13 protein-coding genes and 1 pseudogene are annotated in these 18,546 nt (G+C 73.2%); 4 read left to right on the top strand and 10 right to left on the bottom strand.

The genetic code is table 11. The features are described from left to right. Window positions 1-91: 91 nt before the first annotated feature. The 6 genes and pseudogenes from AC069K_RS28915 to AC069K_RS28890 form a co-directional block, all read right to left on the bottom strand. Entirely contained in the window at window positions 92-1,348 is a 1,257-nt protein-coding gene (locus AC069K_RS28915; RefSeq protein ID WP_478621302.1) for a cytochrome P450 family protein, read from the bottom strand. 12 nt (window positions 1,349-1,360) lie between these two features. Beyond that, window positions 1,361-3,289 (bottom strand): asparagine synthase (glutamine-hydrolyzing), encoded by a 1,929-nt coding sequence (gene asnB / locus AC069K_RS28910; protein WP_478621300.1) that lies wholly within the window; start codon window positions 3,287-3,289, stop codon window positions 1,361-1,363. A gap of 23 nt (window positions 3,290-3,312) precedes the next feature. After that, a complete protein-coding gene (locus AC069K_RS28905; protein WP_478621298.1) occupies window positions 3,313-4,704 on the bottom strand; it encodes an MFS transporter in 1,392 nt (463 codons plus the stop codon). Window positions 4,705-5,006: 302 nt separating this feature from the next. Then, window positions 5,007-5,774 (bottom strand): annotated as a pseudogene (locus AC069K_RS28900) (ABC transporter ATP-binding protein); the annotation flags it as partial. A 50-nt stretch (window positions 5,775-5,824) separates the two neighbouring features. Then, window positions 5,825-6,844 carry a FecCD family ABC transporter permease gene (locus tag AC069K_RS28895; protein WP_478621393.1) on the bottom strand — a complete coding sequence of 340 codons (1,020 nt, stop codon included), beginning with the start codon at window positions 6,842-6,844 and terminating at the stop codon, window positions 5,825-5,827. Between the two features lie 144 nt (window positions 6,845-6,988). Continuing rightward, complete coding sequence (locus tag AC069K_RS28890) at window positions 6,989-8,083, bottom strand: ABC transporter substrate-binding protein (RefSeq protein WP_478621296.1); 1,095 nt, start codon at window positions 8,081-8,083, stop codon at window positions 6,989-6,991. 170 nt (window positions 8,084-8,253) lie between these two features. On the opposite strand from AC069K_RS28890, the gene AC069K_RS28885 reads away from it, so the two are divergent. Continuing rightward, a complete protein-coding gene (locus tag AC069K_RS28885) occupies window positions 8,254-9,372 on the top strand; it encodes a DUF5937 family protein (RefSeq protein ID WP_478621294.1) in 1,119 nt (372 codons plus the stop codon). Between the two features lie 204 nt (window positions 9,373-9,576). Beyond that, window positions 9,577-10,113 (top strand): DinB family protein, encoded by a 537-nt coding sequence (locus tag AC069K_RS28880; protein WP_478621292.1) that lies wholly within the window; start codon window positions 9,577-9,579, stop codon window positions 10,111-10,113. Window positions 10,114-10,372: 259 nt separating this feature from the next. Here the strand turns inward: AC069K_RS28880 and AC069K_RS28875 are convergent, their stop codons facing one another. The 3 genes from AC069K_RS28875 to AC069K_RS28865 all read right to left on the bottom strand — a co-directional run bounded on the left by AC069K_RS28875 (window position 10,373) and on the right by AC069K_RS28865 (window position 13,288). Continuing rightward, on the bottom strand, window positions 10,373-10,834 hold the full coding sequence (locus AC069K_RS28875; protein ID WP_365107469.1) for a hypothetical protein: 462 nt from the start codon (window positions 10,832-10,834) through the stop codon (window positions 10,373-10,375). Between the two features lie 181 nt (window positions 10,835-11,015). Beyond that, entirely contained in the window at window positions 11,016-12,839 is a 1,824-nt protein-coding gene (locus tag AC069K_RS28870) for an alpha/beta hydrolase (RefSeq protein ID WP_478621290.1), read from the bottom strand. Between the two features lie 8 nt (window positions 12,840-12,847). Next, window positions 12,848-13,288: a hypothetical protein gene (locus AC069K_RS28865; RefSeq protein WP_365107475.1), complete on the bottom strand. Its 441-nt coding sequence runs from the start codon at window positions 13,286-13,288 to the stop codon at window positions 12,848-12,850. Between the two features lie 423 nt (window positions 13,289-13,711). Between AC069K_RS28865 and AC069K_RS28860 the strand changes: the two genes are divergently transcribed. Next, window positions 13,712-15,331: an ABC-F family ATP-binding cassette domain-containing protein gene (locus AC069K_RS28860; RefSeq protein WP_478621288.1), complete on the top strand. Its 1,620-nt coding sequence runs from the start codon at window positions 13,712-13,714 to the stop codon at window positions 15,329-15,331. Between the two features lie 169 nt (window positions 15,332-15,500). Then, window positions 15,501-15,638: a hypothetical protein gene (locus AC069K_RS28855; RefSeq protein ID WP_365107481.1), complete on the top strand. Its 138-nt coding sequence runs from the start codon at window positions 15,501-15,503 to the stop codon at window positions 15,636-15,638. A 119-nt stretch (window positions 15,639-15,757) separates the two neighbouring features. Here the strand turns inward: AC069K_RS28855 and AC069K_RS28850 are convergent, their stop codons facing one another. Beyond that, complete coding sequence (locus AC069K_RS28850) at window positions 15,758-18,190, bottom strand: non-reducing end alpha-L-arabinofuranosidase family hydrolase (RefSeq protein ID WP_478621286.1); 2,433 nt, start codon at window positions 18,188-18,190, stop codon at window positions 15,758-15,760. Window positions 18,191-18,546 lie beyond the last annotated feature (356 nt).

Genomic DNA, 18,546 nt, shown 5'->3' with positions numbered 1-18,546 from the left:
TGGTGGTCGTGCGCGGCCGGCCGTTGTGTGCCGGGCGCCGTAGCCGTACGGGAACGAGGAGGACGGAGGGGGCGGGCCCCCGGGCCGGGTGTCAGGCCCGGTGGGCGTACGTGACCGGCAGCCGCGCCGTCCCCCGCCCCAGCACCGCCGGGATCCACTCCAGCTCCTCGTCCGCGACGGCGAGCCGCAGCCCGGGCAGCCGGGCCAGGAGCGTGCCCAGCGCGATCCGCAGCTCGGCGCGGGCCAGCGCGGCCCCGGGGCAGAAGTGGATGCCGTGGCCGAACGCCAGATGCGGGTTGGGGGAGCGGTCCAGGACCAGCGCGTCGGGGTCCTCGAAGCGGCGCGGGTCGCGGTTGGCGGCGCACAGCGAGACGATCACCGAGTCCCCGGCCGGGACGCGCGTGCCGTGCAGGTCGTCGTCCTCGGCGAGGAAACGCCACGTGGTGAGCTCGAAGGCACTGTCGTAGCGCAGGAGTTCCTCGACGGCGCGGGGCAGCAGCGCCGGGTCGTCGCGCAGCCGGACCAGCTCGCCGGGGTGGCGCAGCAGGGCGATGAGCGCGGTGGTGATCTGGTTGGTGACCGGCTCCTGGCCCGCGACCAGGAGCTGGAAAATCATGGAGTCGAGCTCTTCGGGGGTCAGCTCGTCCGCGTCGCGGGCGGCCACGAGCCGGCTGAGGAGGTCCTCGCCCGGGTGCGCGCGCCGGTCGGCGACGACCTCGGCTATGTAGCTCTGGAGGCCGTGCAGCCGCGCCTCGTACGCCGGGCGTCCGGGGTCGGTGGGGCCGACGGGCTGGACGACCTTGCCCCAGTCGCGGTCGAAGCGGGCGGCCAGGGCGGGCGGCAGGCCGATGGTCTCGGCGAGGACCTGGAAGGGGAAGCGGGCGGCGAAGGCGGCCACCAGGTCGGCGGGCCCGGAACCGGGCAGCGCGTCGACGAGGGCGTCGGCCAGCTCCTGGAAGCGGGGGAGCAGCTCCTCCACCCGGCGCGGGGTGAACGCGTCCGTCACCAGCCGCCGCATCCGGGTGTGCCGGGGCGGGTCCTGGTGCAGCAGGTGCACCTGGAGCTGGGAGTGCTGCGGCTCGGGCATGATCGAGGCGCGGGCGCGCCAGCGGTCGTTGCCCCGGTCGTGGTTCTTGCCGAGGCGCTCGTCGTTCAGGGCCGCGTGGGCGGCCTCGTACCCGGTGACGAGCCAGGCGTTCACCCCGCTGGGGAACACCACCCGGTGGACGGGCCCGTCCTCGCGCATCTTCTCGTACAGCGGGTACGGGTCGCGCTTGTACGGGCAGCCCATGAGCGGGACGGGCTCGGCGGCCGGACCGGTGGCCGGCAGCGGTTCCTGGATGGTCATGGAGGGTGCTCCTCAGAGGGCGAGTTCGGGCTGGTGGTGGTCCAGCCACAGGGCGAGGTCGACGACGCGTTCGAGGCGGAGCCGGTGGCCCCACGGGAGTTGGTCGGGCGGGGTGTCGAGGCACGGTTTGAGGCGCGTCTCGTCGGCGAGGTCGCGGAGCCGGCCGCCGCACGCGTCGAGCGCGTCGCGGGCCATGTCCTGAAGGCCCCGGTTGTAGTCGGGGTGGTGGGTGGCCGGGTAGTGGTTCTTGGGCCGCCACAGCACCGACTCGGGCGCCAGCCCCGCCCCGGCCGCGCGCAGCAGGCTCTTCTCGCGGCCGTCGAAGCTCTTGAGGGCCCACGGGGTGGCGAAGGCGTACTCGACGAGCCGGTGGTCGCAGTACGGGACGCGGACCTCCAGGCCCTGCGCCATGCTGAGCCGGTCCTTGCGGTGCAGGAGCTGGCGCAGCCAGCGGGTCAGCGACAGGTGCTGCATCTCGCGCTGCCGGTGCTCGTCGGGGCTCTCGCCGTCGGCGTGCGGCACGGCGGCGAGCGCGGCACGGTAGGTGTCGTCGCGGAACTCGGCGATGCGCAGGCCGAGGTCCGGGTTGAGCGGCATCGCGGCCTCGTCGCCGGTCACCAGCAGCCAGGGGAAGGTGTCGGCGGCGAGCGCCTTGGGGTTGTGGAACCAGGGGTAGCCGCCGAACACCTCGTCCGCCGCCTCGCCGGAGAGGGCGACGGTGGAGTGGCGGCGGATCTCGCCGAACAGCAGGTAGAGCGAGGTGTCCATGTCGCCGACGCCGATGGGCGAGTCGCGGGCCGCCACGACCGCCCGGCGGTGCTCGGGGTCGAGCAGGGTGCGCGGGTCGAGGACGACCGTGCTGTGGTCGGTGCCGATGTGGGCGCCCGCCTCGATGGCGTACGGGGTGTCGTGGCCGGTGCGCAGCACGTCGCCGGTGAAACGCTCGGCCTGGTCGCTGTAGTCGACGGCGTAACTGCGCAGCCGCGCGTCCGGGCCCTCGCGCAGGCGCAGTTCGTCGGCGAGCAGCGCGGTCAGGACGGTGGAGTCGATGCCGCCGGAGAGCAGCGCGCACAGCGGGACGTCGGCCTCCAGCTGGCTGCGGGCGGCGGTGTCGAGGAGGTGGCGGACGTGGTCGACGGCGGTGTCCCGGTCGTCGGTGTGCACCCCCGCCTCCAGCCGCCAGTAGCGGTGCTCGCGGACGCCGCCCCGGTCCAGGAGCAGCAGGCCGCCGGGCTCGACCTCCCGTACGCCCGACCAGAGGGTGGGTCCGGTGTTGAAGAGCAGGCTGTACGCCTCGCGCAGGCCGTCGGCGTCCACCCGGGGGCGTAGCTCCGGGTGGCGGAAGAGCGCCTTGGGTTCGGAGGCGAAGGCGATTCCGCCGTCCACGGCCGCCCAGAACAGCGGTTTGACGCCGAGCCGGTCGCGTACGAGGAGCAGGCGCCGCGCGCGGGCGTCCCAGACGGCGAACGCGAACATGCCGTCGAGGTGTTCGGCGAGCGAGGCGCCCCACTGGGCGTAGGCGCGCAGCACCACCTCGGTGTCGCTGCGGGTGTGGAAGACGTGCCCCAACCGGCGCAGTTCGGCGCGCAGTTGGTGGTGGTTGTAGATCTCGCCGCTGTAGCAGAGGACGGCCGTGGGGGCGTCGGGACGGTCGGGCATGGGCTGGACACCGCCCGCCGGGTCGATGACGGCGAGGCGCCGGTGGCCGAGCGCGGCGTGCTCGTCGAGCCAGACACCGCCCGCGTCCGGGCCGCGCGGGGCGAGGGCGGCGGTCATGGCCTCGATGACCGGCCTGCGCGTACGGTCGCGGGCCGCGTGGGCTGCGTGGGCTTCTCGGTCCGCGCGAGCCCCGTGGGTGGCGCGGGATGGGTAGGGGGCGTGAGGGTCGTGGGTGGCGTAGGTGTCGTCGTGGAAGGACACCCAGCCGGTGATTCCGCACATGGGGGCAGCTCCGGGGTCGGGGGTCAGGGGCGGGCGGCGGGCACCGGATCGGTGTCCGGCGCCGGACGGGGTACGGGCCCGGCGGGGACCGCGAGCAGGGGGACGGCGAGGCAGGCGGCGACGGCGGCCAGCACCAGCCCGGCCCGTACGCCGTCGCCGTCGCCCGTGAGGCACCAGACGGCCGTGGCGAGGGCGGGCCCCAGAGTGAAGCCGAGGCTGCGGGCGAGCTGGACGGCCGAGCCGACGGTCGCCGCCCGTTCGGGGGCGGCGGCGCCCATCACGAGCGCCTGGGTGAGGCCGCCGTTCAGCCCCATGCCGAGGCCCGCGAGCGCCAGGCGCCAGGCCACGTCGGGCGGGGACCAGGTGTCGCCCAGGGGGACGAGCAGCAGCAGCCCGGCCGCGGTGAGCACCGCGCCCGCGGTGGCGATCGGCCGGCCGCCGTACCTGTCGGCGAGGCGTCCGCCGAGCGGCCCGGCCAGGCCCATGCCGAGCGGGAAGGCGAGCACGGTCAGGCCGGTGGCGGTGGCGCTGCGGCCGTCGTCGCGCTGGAGGTGGAGGGCGACCACGTAGTGCATGGCGGCGAACGCGGCCGCGAGCGCCAGGACCGCGCCGTGCGCCCGGTACAGGCCCGGGGCGCGCAGGGCGCCGGCCACCGGGCGCCCGCCGGGCCCGCGCAGCCACCACCACAGCGGCGGTACGGCGGCGGGCGCGGCCAGCAGCCACCACGGGCCGTGCGAGGCGGCCAGGGTCAGCGTCACCAGCAGGACGCTCACACCGGTGCCGACGAGCAGCGCGTCGGCGGCCGAGCGCCGGTCGGGGGCGCGCAGGCGCCCGCCCCCGGGCATCGCCTTCCACGCCACGGCCAGGGCCGCCGCGCAGACGGGGAGTTTGACGAGGAACACCGCACGCCAGCCCAGCTGGTCCAGGAGCAGCCCGCCGAGCGCGGGCCCGGTCACCGCGCCGAGCGGGCCGAGCGTGGCGGGCACGCTCATCGCCCGGCCGCGCAGCTGGGGCCGTACCGACCGCATCGCCAGGAGGGGCATCAGGACGAACAGCACCGCCGCGAACGCGCCCTGCCCGATCCGGGCGGCGATCAGCCAGGCCGCCCAGGGCGCGAGCGCGGCGAGCGCGCCGCACACCGCGAACCCGGTGGTGGCGGCCAGCAGCGCGGGGCGCGGACCGGCCGCGTCGAGCCAGCGGCCGACGGGCAGCAGCAGGGCGACGACGGGGAGTTGGTAGCCGAGGACGGCCCATTGGGCGGTGGCGGCCGATACGTGCAGATCGGAGGAGATGTCCGCGAGCGCCACGTTCACGATGTTCATGTCGAGCATCGCGACGAAGGAGAGCAGCCCGGCGACGGCGACGAGGGACCAGCGGTCGACGGAGGGAGCGGCGGCATCCGGGGGGCGGCTCATATGCGTATCTCCGTGAGGGGGGTGGGGTCCGGGTCCGGGTCCGGGTCCGATGCGGAGGCCGGACCCGATGCGGATGCCGGACCCGAGGCCGGGTCCGCTGCCGGAGCCGGAACGGAAGACGCGTCCGCCTCCGGGCCCGAGCCCGTGCCCGCGCCCAGGGCCGAGTCCGCCTTCGCGCCCGGGCCCGTGGCCGCGTCCGTGCCCGTGCCCGGGACTGCACCCGCGCCGGGGACCGCGCCCGGGACCGCACCCGACGCCACCTCCGAGCCCGTGCCGCCGCCCCCCTCCGTCACCGCGTCCACCGGGGTCCGGTGGTCGAAGGCGATCAGGGGGTCGCCCGTCAGGGGGTGGTCCACGACCGCCGCGCGGACGCCGAACACCTCGGCCATCAGCGCGGGGGTGAGTACCTCGCGGGGTGTGCCGGAGGCCACGACGTGGCCGCGGTGCAGGACGTGCAGCCGGTCGCAGACGGAGGCGGCGGCGTTGAGGTCGTGCAGGGAGACCAGGGTGGTACGGGCCTGGGCGCGCAGCAGCGCGAGGAGTTCCACCTGGTGGCGTACGTCGAGGTGGTTGGTCGGCTCGTCCAGGACCAGGACGTCCGGCTGCTGGGCGAAGGCCCGCGCGAGCAGCACCCGTTGGCGCTCGCCGCCGGACAGCTCGGTGAAGCGGCGGTGGGCGTGCCCGGCCATACCGGTGTCGGCGAGGGCGCGCGCCACGATCCGGGCGTCGGTGGCGTCCTCGGCGGCGAAGGCCCGCTTGTAGGGGGTGCGGCCCATGGCGACGACCTCGCGCACGGACAGCTCGAAGTCCCCGCCGCGCTCCTGCGGCAGCGCGGCCACGTGCCGGGCCGCCCGGGCGGGACTGAGCTCGCGCAGGTCGGTGCCGGACAGCAGCACCCGCCCGGCCAGCGGCTTCAGATGCCGGTAGACGGTCCGCAGCAGTGTCGACTTGCCGCTGCCGTTCGGCCCGACCAGACCGGTGATCTCGCCCTCGGCGGCGAGCAGCCGCGCCCCGGCCAGGACGGTACGGCCGCCGTAGGCGACGTGCAGGTCCTCGATGTCGATCCTCAACTGCCGCTCCCCGGCTTCGGTCTTCAGCTCCCGCTCCCCCGCGTCGGCCCTCAACTGCCGCTCCCCAGCCGTCGGTCCAGCAGATACAGCAGCGCCGGGGCGCCGATCAGCGAGGTGACGACGCCGACGGGCAGCTCCTGCGCGTCCATGGCCGTACGGCACACCGTGTCCACGACCACCAGCAGCAGCGCGCCGAGCAGCGCCGAGAGCGGCAGCAGCCTGCGGTGGTCGCCGCCGACGAGGAGCCGGCACACGTGCGGGACCATCAGCCCGACGAAGGCGATGGCCCCCGACACGGCCACCAGGACCCCGGTGAGCAGGCTGGTGACCAGGAACAGCTCGCGCCGCAGCCGTACGACGTCGATGCCGAGCCCGGCGGCGGTCTCGTCGCCCATGAGCAGCGCGTTCAGGCCCCGGGCGCGGGCCTGGAGGACCAGCAGCGCGAGCGGGACGGCGAGCGCCGGGACGGCCAGCAGCGGCCAGGTGGCGCCGCCGAGGCTGCCCATCAGCCAGAACAGCACGCTGTGCGTCTGCTGTTCGTCACCGGCCCGCAGGACCAGGTAGCTGGTGAAGCCGGACAGGAACTGGCCGATGGCCACCCCCGCTAGGACCAGCCTGAGCGGCGCGAAGCCGCCGCCGCGCCGGGCCACCGCCCACACCAGCGCGAAGGTGGCCAGCGCCCCCGCGAACGCGGCGCCCGACAGCCCGAGCCCGAGCGCGCCGCCCGCCCCGGCGCCGAGCACGAGGGCGGCGACGGCCCCCAGCGAGGCGCCGTTGGAGATGCCCAGGAGGTACGGGTCGGCGAGCGGGTTGCGTACCAGCGCCTGCACGGCCGTGCCGACGACGCCGAGCCCGGCGCCGACGAACGCGGCGAGCAGCGCGCGCGGCACCCGCAGCTGCCACACGATCAGGTCGTCCGTGCCCGGCCGGGGCGCGTCCCCGGACAGCCTGCGCCCCACCACCCCCCACACCTCGCCGGGCGGGATGGAGGTGGAGCCGAAGGACACGGCGGCGGTGAGGGCGGCCAGCAGCGCGAGGGCGAGGACGGCGGCGAGGGCGGGAGCGGACAGGGCCCGCTTACGGGCCCCCGGGTCCGGGGCCGTGTCCGGGTCCGGATACACGTCTGTGTCCGTGTCCCGGTCCCGGTCCGTGTCCCGGTCCGTGTCCCGGTCCGGTGTGTTCCTCCGCGAGGAGACGAGTGACACCACGGCCGGTCAGCCCACCTTGCCGGGATACAGGATCTTGGCGATGTCCCGGACGGTGTCGGCGTTGGAGACACCGGCGATGGTGGTCCGCTCGGAGCCGATCCGGACGAAGTGGCCTTCCTTGACGGCCTTCAGGCCCTTGGTGGCCGGGTTGTCGTGGAGCCACCGCTGCGCCTCGTCGAACGCGGCCCTGTTCGCGGACTCGCTGCCCCGGTCGCGTACGCCGAGCTGGATCCAGTCGGGGTCCTTGGCGATGACGTCCTCCCAGCCGACCGGCTTGAAGTCGCCGTCGCAGTCGGCGAAGACGTTGCGGGCGCCCGCCAGGGTGATGACCGCGTGGGCGACCTGCCGGTTGCAGACGGCCACGGGCTGCTTGGTGCCGGCGTCGTAGTCGAAGAAGAAGTACGTGGGGCGGGCGTCCGGGGCGGCGCCGCCGACGGCGGACCGGACGGCGTCCACGGTCTTCCTCATGCCCGCGACCAGCTCCTTCGCCGTGGCGGAGGTGCCGGTGACGGCGCCGAGGGAGGTGATGTCGTCCTCGACGGCGGACAGATCGGTCACGGGGGTCTTGCGGTCGGCCGCGCAGGCGGTGGACTTGAGGAACACATGCCTGATCCCGGCGGCCTTGAACTCGGCCTCGGTGGGCGCGTCCCCCATACCGCCGCCCATACCGGCCATCGAGGCGAAGGTGTCGAGGTAGAGATCGGCGCCGGAGCCGAGCAGCTTCTCCTTGGCGATGACCGTCCTGCCGAGGACCTTCACCTGCTGGGCCCTGGCGTCCAGTTCGGGGGGCAGGGTGCCCTTGCCGGGCGGGAAGCCGGTGCCGGCCACCTTGTCCCCGGCGCCGAGGCGCAGCATCAGTTCGAGCCCGGCCGCGTTGCTGGTGACGATCTTCTTCGGGGCGGCGGCGAAGGTGGTCCGGGTGCCCGCGCAGTCGGTGACGGACACGGGGAAGCCCCCGGTGGCGGAGACGGCGGCGCCGCCCGCGGCGTCCTTGCCCGAGCCCGAGCCCGCGCCCTTGTCGGCCCCGTCCCCGTCACCGCAGCCCGCCGCGAGGAGGCCGAGCACCACGGCCGTCGTAGGCCACCACACGCGAGAACGCATCACAACTCTCCAGGTCCACTCGGTACGCGGGCGGACCTCCGCCGCCCCGTTGCCAGTAGTCGGAGCGGACCGTCGGGGAGTTCCCGGGGGCGCCGCTCTCGTACGAACCCGGGGGGCGGCGAGCGTCACATATCGGCTCCCACCTGCGTAAAGTCCGGCAGGATGGCGGTATGAGCGTGATCATCGACATAGCCGGTCTGCCGCCCGAGCGCCTGGTGTTCGGCCCCTCGCCGCTGGCCGAGCTGTTCGCGGCGCTGCACGCGCTGGCCGAACCGGGGCACCACCCCGGGCTGCACGGGTGGACGACCGCGACGAACGCCGCCCTCAAGCCGGACCTCGCGGACCGTCTGTGCGAGGCGGACTTCCTGTGGACGTCGTCGTTCTCCGACATCTCGCTGCCGTTCGCGGCGCTGCCCGACGCGCACGGGCGCCCCGGCGCCACCCTCGCCGAGGACCTGGACCAGCTGGACCGCCTGGACGACGACGTGTTCGTCGACGCGGCCCTGGAGATCTCCTGCACCAGCCAGTACGGCCGCGGCGGCCCCTCCCCGCTCAGCGACGCGAACGCCCGCGCCCACGCGCTGGAACGCGCGGCGGCGCGCGGCCCGCGCCAGGTGGAGTTCGCCACCCGCCTCCTGGAGGACCCGCCCGCCGTACGGGCCTGGACGCGGCGGCTCTTCGAGGACTGCGCGGAGGCTTTCTTCGACGACGTGTGGCAGCGCGTACGGGTGGAGCTCGCCGCCGACGCCCGGCACAAGACGCAGGTGCTGCGCCACAAGGGCCTGGCCCAGGCGCTGGCCGAGGTATCGCCCGCGCTGACGCTGGAGGGCGACGGGACGCGGATCAGCGTCGACAAGCTGACCAGCGGCCGCACCAGCGCGCTGGACACGGCCGTCGGCCCGGGCGTCACCTTCGTACCGTCGTCCTTCGGCTGGCCCCATCTGTGGGTGCTGCACGCGCCCCGCTGGCGCCCGGTGATCCACTACCCGGCGGCGGCGCCGTCCCTGCCGGGCCCGGGCTCCCTGGACCTCCTCGAACTGCGCATGGAGGCCCTGGCCCACCCGATGCGCATCCGCATGTGCCGCTATCTGGCGCGCTCGGCGTACACCACGACGGAACTCGCCGCCGCGCACGACATCAGCGCGCCGGAGGTGTCCCGGCACATCGCGGCGCTGAAGAAGGCGGGCCTGATCACCACGCGCCGGCGCGGCCGGTACGTCCACCACCAGCTGAACCTGTCGGTGGTGGCCCGGCTGGGGAGCGACTTCATCGAGGGCGTGCTGCGCTGAGCGCCCGGCTCCGATGCGGGTGCGTACGTCGGAGGCGGTGCGCCGGTGCATACGACGGGCTGGGCGCAGGGGAGGCGGGTCAGGCCGCCATGCTGCCCCGGCGCCATGAGGACGGGAACTGACCTACTTCCCCCGTAATTTGGATGTTGTACGGCAGCGCGGGGAGGCAGCGGGCCTCCTCGCACGGATCCAAGGGCGGACATCATGGTCACTCACGTTCCGGCAGAGGCTCACGGCGACGAGCGCGGGGCGCTCCTGGCGTTCGTCGAGGCCCAGCGGGGCGGCGTGCGCCGCACCCTGCTCGGCCTGACCGAGGAGCAGGCGGCGAGCCGCCCCAGCGCCAGCGAACTCTCCCTGTCCGGCCTGCTCAAGCACGTGGCGGAGGTCGAACTCACCTGGCTCCGCATGGCACAGCAGCGCCCGAACGAGAAGCAGCGCGAGCAGTCGACGTGGCACGAGGGCTTCGCCCTGTCCGGCGAGGAGACGGTGCCGCGGATGCTGGAGTTCTGGGACGCGGTCGCCAAGGAGACGGAGGAGTTCATCCACGCCGTACCGTCCCTGGACGACACGTTCCCCCTCCCGCCGGCCCCCTGGTTCCCCGAGGACGGCCGGGTCTCGATGCGCTGGCTCCTGCTCCACCTGATCGAGGAAACGGCCCGCCACGCGGGCCACGCGGACATCATCAGGGAGTCACTGGACGGGAAGACGGCGTTCGAGTTGGTGGAGATGGCCGGCGCTTGATCCGGGGGGCGGGGTGCCGGTCGGGTTCGCGTGCGCGGGAAGCGACACCTTGCCCGGTGGGCGGTCACCTCGTCCTCCCACGCCGCCACGGTGTCGGCCAGGGGAAGGACGGGGGCCGGAGCGGGGTGGTGGGCCGTGGGGCGGGGCCGCCGGCGGAGTACGGCCGGGCGGCGGGGGGGGGGGGGGGGGGGGGGGGGGGGGGCGGGGGGGGGGGGAGGGGGGGGGGGGGGGGGGGGGTTCCCCCCCCCCCGAGCCGCCGCTACGAGTGCTTGATCGTCTGGCCTTCGGGGACCTGGTAGCAGCCCGAGACCACCTGGATGCCGAGGCTCGGGACGTCATCCTTGCTGTACGCGACGACCGAGACGCTCATCTTCTTGGCGTCGTTGTCGGCGACGAGGTTGAGGTTCTTGTTGGGGCTGTTGTCACGGTATTCGTCCTTGAGCACCCAGTCGCCCGTGCTGAGCTTCTCCTTGAGGTGCTTCATGGCGACGTCGTTGTCCGCGGGGGATTTCGGCGCGAAGTTCCACGGGTGGTAGACCTGGAAGTACTTCTCCGGGTCCCTGCCCGGGCACGCCTTGACCCCGGGCCCGGGCTGCGAGGCCTTGCCGGGCACGCCGGTGAACTCGTAGACCTGGCTGGAGACCGCCTTCACGGCGGCGACCGCGTCATCGGTGCCGGCGGTGCCCGCGAGGGGGATGTTCGAGGTGTCGTCGTCGCTCATGCCACATCCACTGAGAAGAAGGCCGGTCAGGACGAAGGGGAACAGGGCGCTGCCCGGGCGGCGTCGCCGGCGTGCAGCGGGGAACGGTGCGCGGAACATGCGAGTCCTTGGGGGAGTGCGGGGGGTCGATCGGGGGTGCGGCGCCGGGCGTTGCCGCCGTACGCCTCGGGCGTGCGGCGCATCACTCGGGAGCGGTGACGTTGTCGTACTTGCCGACCACGACCAGCGCCTGGTTCTTCAGGGCCGTGGTGTCCCGCCCCCAGTACTCACTGTGGCCGTGCGCTCCCTTCGTCGCCGACGGTCCACTGCCCTCGGGATCCGTGTTCATCTGGTGCGCGCCGAAGGCGTCGTCGCTGGGGATGAGGAACACGCCGCCGCCCATCTTCCACGAGCTGCCGCCGTGGCCCCAGCGGCCGATGTCCGGCACCTTGTCGCCATCGGCCTCCTCGTTCCACACGTGCCCCTTGGGGACGTCCATCTCGTCGGCCGAGCCCACCTTGACCCCCGGACTCCCCGCGAAGATCACGTCGTCCGCGTTGAGGTCGCCCTTCTGGGCCGCCGCCCCGATGAGGGTGGTGCCGTAGGAGTGCCCGATGGCCGTACGGTGCGGCTCGCCGGGTGCACTGTACGAGGCGTCGAGGCCGTCCATGAACTTGCGGTAGGCGGGCGCGCCGTCATAGGCGTAGTGCTCGAACGGCGCGTCCTTGACGATGTCCTGCGGGGCGTCGTAGCCGAGCCAGGCGATGGTCGACACGGACGCGTCGGGTGTCACCTGCTGCGTCTGGCGCCACAGCTCCGTCGTCCGGTCGATGCTGCCCCCGAACCCCTCCAGGTTCGACGTCGTACCCGGTACGTACACCGCCTGGTGCCGCGCCGTGTCCGGGTTGCCGTTGGCGACGATGGCCCGCCCGTGGCCCTCGGGGCTGAAGCCGAGCAGATACGCCTCCGGCAGCCCCTCCACCCCGGTCTGGTCGAACCGCTTCTGGATGCTCTCCATGCCCTTGAGGGACGACTGCAGGTGCCGGTACCGGTCCCCGTACTTGTTCTCCCAGTCCATCCATTCGTCGGTGTGCACCTTGGCGGGGAAGCCGCCGCCGCCGTTGATCCATGTCCATTCGTTGGCCGGGGGTTTGGGGATGCCGTTGAGTTCCGTCCGGTACTGGCCGTGCCGCTCGTCGAGGACCATGCGGTTGGCTTCGTCGCGGACGGTGGCGGGCAGGCCGTCGAGGGCGCCGACGGTGTCGGGGTGCAGTGCGGTCCAGGCGGCCTGCTGGTCGGGGCTCAGATGCTTCCACCAGTCCGCGTTGGCCTTGGGGCTGCCGTCCTTGGGGGGCTGGGGCAGGGAGTCCAGGTAGTGCTTGCCCGCGCCGCTGACGCCTTCGGTGTCCTGGGTGACGTCCGCCCAGTCGCCGTCGGAGACGACCAGGTCGTCGTCGGCCTTGAGCTTGCGCAGCTGCGGCGCCCACTTCTGGTCGGCTTCGGTGGCCTCGTTCACAGCTTCGGCGATGCGGTTGGCTATGTCCTGCGCGACCTTGTAGTGGGGGTTGGGATCGAACCTGGCCGCCTGGCCCTGCAGGCCGCGGGCCCCCGCGTCCGTGGTGCCTCGCGCGGAGCCGGCTCCCGGCGGTGATCCGCCCGGGTTCTGTCCGGCCGCGGGGTAGCTGACGGAGCCGTCCGCGCCGACGGTGAACTTGTGCTCGGCCGCCTCGGCCAGGGCCCGCTTGAGTTTGTCCTGGGCGGGGCGCATGTCGGCGGCGAACGCGGTCAGGGCGGTGGCGGCGAGGCCGCACTCGACCTGGACGTAGTGGAAGTCCTTGGCGACCTCGCGCAGCTGGCTCACCGCCGCGTCGGCCGCGGCCCCCTTGAGGGCCTTCTGCATCTGGGCGGTGATCCGCTGCTCCAGCGCGTCCTTGGCGCCGCTCGCCAGATCACTGGTGGTGCGGTATCCGTTGGCCGCTTCCTCGAACTCGTGCGGCTTCAGCGCCTTCAGGGTCTCGATGTCCACGGCTCAGATCACTTTCCCCCGCCACCGACGCCTGGGGTGTCCTGGTACTGCTTGCCCAGCTCCACGAAGAGGCCCTTGATGTTGTCGTCGGTCAGGAGGAGGTCGTTGCCCGCCCGCTGGAGGCTGCCCTGGAGTGCGGTGCACCGCCCGGACAGCTTGTCGAGGTAGGTCTTCCAGCTCTGGTAGACCTCGGCCTGCGCCGCCGCGCTCTCCACGCCACCGCCGGCGGCCAGTCCCTGCTGGCCCGTCTCCAGGGCGGTGAGCGCCTTCTTCACGTCGCCGCTCAGCTCGCCGACGGCGCTTCCGGCCGCCGTCCAGGCGGCCTTGCTGGACTGCACGTCCCCCTTGCCGCCACCGCCGCCGTCATCGGCGTGGGCCAGTCGCATACCGCCCCCGCTGCCCGAAGGACCGCTCTTGAGCTGCGCCCATTCGTCCGCGAACGACCCCATCCGTTCCCCCTTGGATCACACCCGTCTCGTACGTCACTGCGGCGCCGCGCCGCCGCCAGGCTACAAGGACCGGAACGCGGCCTCGTGAGTACCCGTACTCAGACGCCGGTTCCGGGGGTGTCGCCGGTCCGCTATAGTAGATCTTGAGCTTGCGGCCGCGAAGAGCGGTGGCAGGACATGCGTTGGTGGTCCAAGGAAAGGCGCCCCACTTCCTGTGGGGAGATGCAGGTGCAAGGCCTGCCCAGCGCTCGATGAAGAAGGGCCCTGGTTCCCGCAGTCACTGCGGGAACCAGGGCCCTTCTTCGTGCTGGGCGCGCCGGCCTTCGTGGGGGTCCACGGACGGTTCCTTCTCCTTCGCCGGCTCTTCCGCCCCCCGGAAAACGCGTTGTGCCCCCACCGCGCCGCCCCCGAGGATGGGGGACCATGGGACATCTTGAAGCCTCGCACCTGGAGTACTACCTGCCCGACGGGCGAGTGCTGCTCGGTGATGCCTCGTTCCGGGTCGGTGAGGGCTCGGTCTCCGCCCTGGTCGGTGCCAACGGCGCCGGCAAGACCACACTGCTGCGCCTGCTCAGCGGGGAGCTGCGCCCGCACGGCGGAACCGTCAGCTCCAGCGGCGGTGTCGGTGTCATGCGCCAGTTCGTCGGCTCGGTCCGCGACGAACGCACCGTGCGCGACCTGCTGGTGTCGGTCGCGCAGCCCAGGATCAGGGAGGCCGCGGCGGCCGTGGACGCCGCCGAGCACCTGATCCTGACCGTGGACGACGAGAACGCGCAGATGCGGTACGCGCAGGCGCTCAGCGACTGGGCCGAGGCGCGCGGGTACGAGGCCGAGACCGTCTGGGACATGTGCACCACGGCCGCGCTCGGCACCCCGTACGACCGGGCCCAGTACCGCGAGGTGCGCACCCTGTCCGGCGGTGAGCAGAAGCGGCTGGTCCTCGAGGCGCTGCTGCGCGGCCCCGACGAGGTGCTGCTCCTGGACGAGCCGGACAACTACCTGGACGTCCCCGGCAAGCGGTGGCTGGAGGAGCGCCTGGCGGAGACCCGCAAGACGGTCCTGTTCGTCTCCCACGACCGCGAGCTGCTGGCCCGCGCCGCCCAGCGCATCGTCGCGGTCGAGCCGGGCCCGGCCGGATCCGACGTGTGGGTGCACGGCGGCGGCTTCGCCAGCTTCCCCCAGGCGCGCGAGGAGCGGTTCGCCCGCTTCGACGAACTGCGCCGGCGCTGGGACGAGAAGCGGGCGCAGCTCAAGCGCCTGGTGCAGGACCTCCAGCAGTACGCCGCGCGCAGCGACGAGATGGCCTCGCGCTACCAGGCCGCCAAGACCCGGCTGCGCAAGTTCGAGGAGCTGGGCCCGCCCCCGGAGCCGCCGCGCAAGCAGGACATCCGGATGCGCCTGACGGGCGGCCGGACCGGCGTACGGGCCGTGGAGTGCCGGGACCTGGAGCTGACCGGCCTGATGAAGCCGTTCTCCCTGGAGGTCTTCTACGGCGAACGCGTCGCGGTCCTCGGCTCCAACGGCTCCGGCAAGTCGCACTTCCTGCGGCTGCTCGCGGGCGAGGACGTCCGGCACACGGGCACCTGGAAACTGGGGGCCCGGGTGGTTCCCGGCCACTTCGCCCAGACCCATGCCCACCCCGAGCTCGTCGGCCGCACCCTGGTCGACATCCTGTGGACCGAGCACGCCAAGGACCGGGGCGGCGCGATGTCGGCCCTGCGGCGCTACGAGCTGGAACGCCAGGGGGACCAGCCCTTCGACAAGCTGTCCGGCGGCCAGCAGGCCCGCTTCCAGATCCTGCTCCTGGAACTCGCCGGGACCACCGCGCTGCTCCTGGACGAGCCGACCGACAACCTCGACCTGGAGTCGGCTGAGGCCCTCCAGGAGGGCCTGGAGGCGTACGAGGGGACGGTCCTTGCGGTCACCCACGACCGCTGGTTCGCCCGCTCCTTCGACCGCTACCTGGTCTTCGGCTCGGACGGCGTGGTCCGCGAGAGCGCGGAGCCGGTGTGGGACGAGCGCCGGGTGGAGCGGGTGCGCTGAGCGCGGGCGGACCCGCCCCCAAGGGCGCGCGTCACCACGGGATTCAACGCACGGCCCGGGGGCACCCTCAACTCCACGGCGCACGCGGCCAGTTCACTCCACGGTGGACGCGAGCGGTGCGCGGGCGCCGACACGAGCCGTCGAGGGGAGCCGCCATGGGAGCGCCGCCATGACAGGAAGTCCCGGTCTCCTCCAGGCGCTGCTCGTCCCGGCGACGGCGGGAACGACCAAGCTGGTCGTCGTCGTCTTCTGCGTGAGCCTGGTGGTCATCGTCGCGTACTACTTCACCAACCGCGACGGCAAGTGACCGCGCCCGCCGCCCCGCTCCACCTGGAGTGACCGCGGCCGCCGCCCGCTCCACGCGGGAGGGACCCCGGCCGACGTACGTACGTCGGCCGGGGTCCCTCCGTGCTCCGGGTGCCGGGGTCAGCGGCGCAGGGTGAGCAGCCCCGGCCGGTACGGCAGCTCGTCGTACGGGCCGGTTGCGGTGGGCGACTTGCCCTGGTAGAGGAGTTGCAGGTTGCAGGGGTCGACGGTCATCGTCTGGTCGGGGTTGGTGCGGACCAGGTCACCGTGGCTGATGTCGTTGGTCCAGGTGGCACCGCTGTTGGCCTTGCCCGCGAAGGGGTTGCTCTCGCTGGCCGCCTGCGGCGTCCACGTACCGCTCAGGCTGGAGGCCGTGAACGAGCGGAAGTAGCGCTGCTCGTTGGCGCCCCGCGCCTCGACGATCATGAGGTACTGGTTCTGGCCCTGGACCTTGTAGACCTGCGGCGCCTCGAACAGGTTCTTCACCGTGTCGCTCATGACCGTGGTGTACGAGGAGCCGAAGTTGCCGGGGAAGTTCCCGATCGGCATGCTCGCCCGGTAGATCTTGCCGTTGTCACCGGCGAAGAACAGGTACATGTTCTGGCCGTCGCCGATCAGCGTCTGGTCGATCGGGGCGCCGCCCGGGACGCTGCCGGTGAACAGCGGCTGCGGCGCGGACCAGCCGTTGGGGTTGGAGGGGTCGCTCGACGTGCGGTAGATGAACGGCCACGCGCCCCACTGGTAGGCCAGCACCCAGATCTTCTTGGGCGCGAAGTAGAACAGGGTGGGCGCCACCGCCTTCTCGTTCATCCCGGTCTGGCGGGCCGAGGACATGTCCGACCAGCTGGCGAACGGCGCGAAGGCCATCGAGCCGTACGACTTACCCGACACGTTCGAGCCGTAGACCAGGTGCTTGCCGTTGTACATCACGTGGGTGAAGTCCTTCACCGACTTCCACCCGTTCGCCGGCTGCGCCAGCGCTCCGGTCGAGGACCACCGGTAGGTCGAGGGCAGGGCGCAGGTGCTGCCGCCGGTCGGCGCGGGCGAGGTCGGGGCCGGCGTCCCGGACGGGACGGTCCACTTCTGGTTGGTGCCGGACCAGCAGGAGTGCAGCTGGATCTTCGTGCCGTTGGCGGTGGCGGCGCCCACGGCGTCGAGGCAGAGCCCGGAGCGGACGCCGGCGATCGTGCCGTTGGCGTTGACGTTCCACTGCTGGTCGGCGCTGCCGTCGCAGTCCGAGATGACGGCCGGGGTGCCGTTAGCGGTGCCCTTGTTCCCGGCGGCCAGGCACTTGTTGCCGTACACCATCAGCTGCTTGCCGGCGGTGCGGGTCCAGCGCTGGTTGGTCTGCCCGTTGCAGTCCCACAGCTGCGTCTGGGTGCCGTTGGCGGTGGAGAAGCCGTTGACGTCGACGCAGCGGCCGGAGGCGACGCCCTTGATCTCCCCGCCGGAGCCGGGCTCGCCCGGCGTGGTGCCCGGCCCGCCGGGGGCGGGGCCGGTTCCGCCGGGGGTGGCGGACCCGCCGGGCGTCGGGCCCGGGGCGGACTTGAGGGCGTTCATGACGGCGGTGTAGGCGGGCTTGGGCTTGCCGTTGTCGTCGAACAGCAGGGGCTTCTCGCCGCCGCGCCAGGAGTCGCGGTCGCGGACGCCCCACACCGTGACGCCGGTGCACCGGGCCACGGACAGGCAGGCGTTGACGGCGCCTGCGTAGTGTGTGGGCGAGGCCCCGGCGATGTCCAGCTCGGTGAGCTGGACGTCGACGCCCAGCGCGGCGAAGCCGGACAGGGTGGTCCGGAAGCTCGACGGCGGCCCGCCCGCGCCGAAGTGGCTCTGGAACCCGACGCAGTCGATCGGCACGCCTCGGGACTTGAAGGCCTTCACCATGCGGTAGACGCCCTGGGTCTTGGCGTCCGTCCAGTTCTCGATGTTGTAGTCGTTGTAGCAGAGCTTGGCCGAGGGGTCGGCCGTCCGGGCGGTACGGAACGCCTCCTCGATGAAGCCGTCGCCGAGCACGTCCTGGAACACCGAACTACGGTGCCGGCCGGAGCCGTCGGCGAACGCCTCGTTGACCACGTCCCAGGCGTAGATCTTGCCCTTGTAGTGGGTCATCTCGGTGGTGATGTGGTTCTTCATCACCGCGCGCAGGGTGTTCGCGTCGTGGATGGAGCGCACCCAGGCGGGGAGCTGCGAGTGCCAGACCGTGGTGTGGCCGCGCAGCCGCTGGCCGTGGGCCTGGGCGTGGCTGACGATCCGGTCGGCGGCGCCGAACGTGAACGTGCCGCGGGACGGCTCGATCGCGTCCCACTTCATCTCGTTCTCCGGGGTGACCATCGAGAACTCGCGGTCCGCTATCGCGGTGTACGCCGCGTCGCCGAGCCGGCCGGAGGCCAGGGCGGTGCCGAAGTACCGGCCGGAGGGGGCCGCCTGCGTCCCCAGGGCGGCGGCTCCGGCGGAGTTCGGGAGCAGCGTCACGGCACCGGCCACCAGCGCGGCGGCCGACACCCCGATCGCCACGGTACGGCGACGCCGGCTGAGCCGGTGCAGGCCCTTCATGCTGTTCCTCGGGGGTCGTGGAGGTGTCGCGTCATGAAAGCGGCTTCCTTCAGGAGATACGTCAACGGGCAAGTCGGGGCCCCTGCCGCGCCGGCACGCCGGGCGAGCGGCGGGAAGAGCACCCCACACAAGAGGAGGCCGCTGGAACCGCGGTCCCGTAACGGAAAAGTGGCGCGGGGCGGCGGATCGCCCGGTGATGCATCTCGCGGGAAGAAAGCGTTACGCGGGGCCCGGTGGGCTGGTCGTGCCGCGGGAGCGACGGGGCCGGCGGGGCCCGCGGCGACGGGGCCGGCGGGGCTGCGGGGAGTGGCTGGGCTGGGGAGGCGCCTGCCCGGACCTGCTCAGGGCGGAGGAGG

It is taken from the genome of Streptomyces sp. NPDC043908, assembly GCF_056435525.1.
Note: the sequence above shows the minus strand (reverse complement) of the source record. Positions and strands in the feature narration are given on the sequence as shown.

Coding starts and splice junctions, on each gene's coding strand:
- AC069K_RS28915 (WP_478621302.1), bottom strand. CDS start 1,348: ATGACCATCCAGGAACCGCTGCCGGCCACCGGTCCGGCCGCCGAGCCC.
- asnB (WP_478621300.1), bottom strand. CDS start 3,289: ATGTGCGGAATCACCGGCTGGGTGTCCTTCCACGACGACACCTACGCC.
- AC069K_RS28905 (WP_478621298.1), bottom strand. CDS start 4,704: ATGAGCCGCCCCCCGGATGCCGCCGCTCCCTCCGTCGACCGCTGGTCC.
- AC069K_RS28890 (WP_478621296.1), bottom strand. CDS start 8,083: ATGCGTTCTCGCGTGTGGTGGCCTACGACGGCCGTGGTGCTCGGCCTC.
- AC069K_RS28885 (WP_478621294.1), top strand. CDS start 8,254: ATGAGCGTGATCATCGACATAGCCGGTCTGCCGCCCGAGCGCCTGGTG.
- AC069K_RS28880 (WP_478621292.1), top strand. CDS start 9,577: ATGGTCACTCACGTTCCGGCAGAGGCTCACGGCGACGAGCGCGGGGCG.
- AC069K_RS28875 (WP_365107469.1), bottom strand. CDS start 10,834: ATGAGCGACGACGACACCTCGAACATCCCCCTCGCGGGCACCGCCGGC.
- AC069K_RS28865 (WP_365107475.1), bottom strand. CDS start 13,288: ATGGGGTCGTTCGCGGACGAATGGGCGCAGCTCAAGAGCGGTCCTTCG.
- AC069K_RS28860 (WP_478621288.1), top strand. CDS start 13,712: ATGGGACATCTTGAAGCCTCGCACCTGGAGTACTACCTGCCCGACGGG.
- AC069K_RS28855 (WP_365107481.1), top strand. CDS start 15,501: ATGACAGGAAGTCCCGGTCTCCTCCAGGCGCTGCTCGTCCCGGCGACG.
- AC069K_RS28850 (WP_478621286.1), bottom strand. CDS start 18,190: ATGAAGGGCCTGCACCGGCTCAGCCGGCGTCGCCGTACCGTGGCGATC.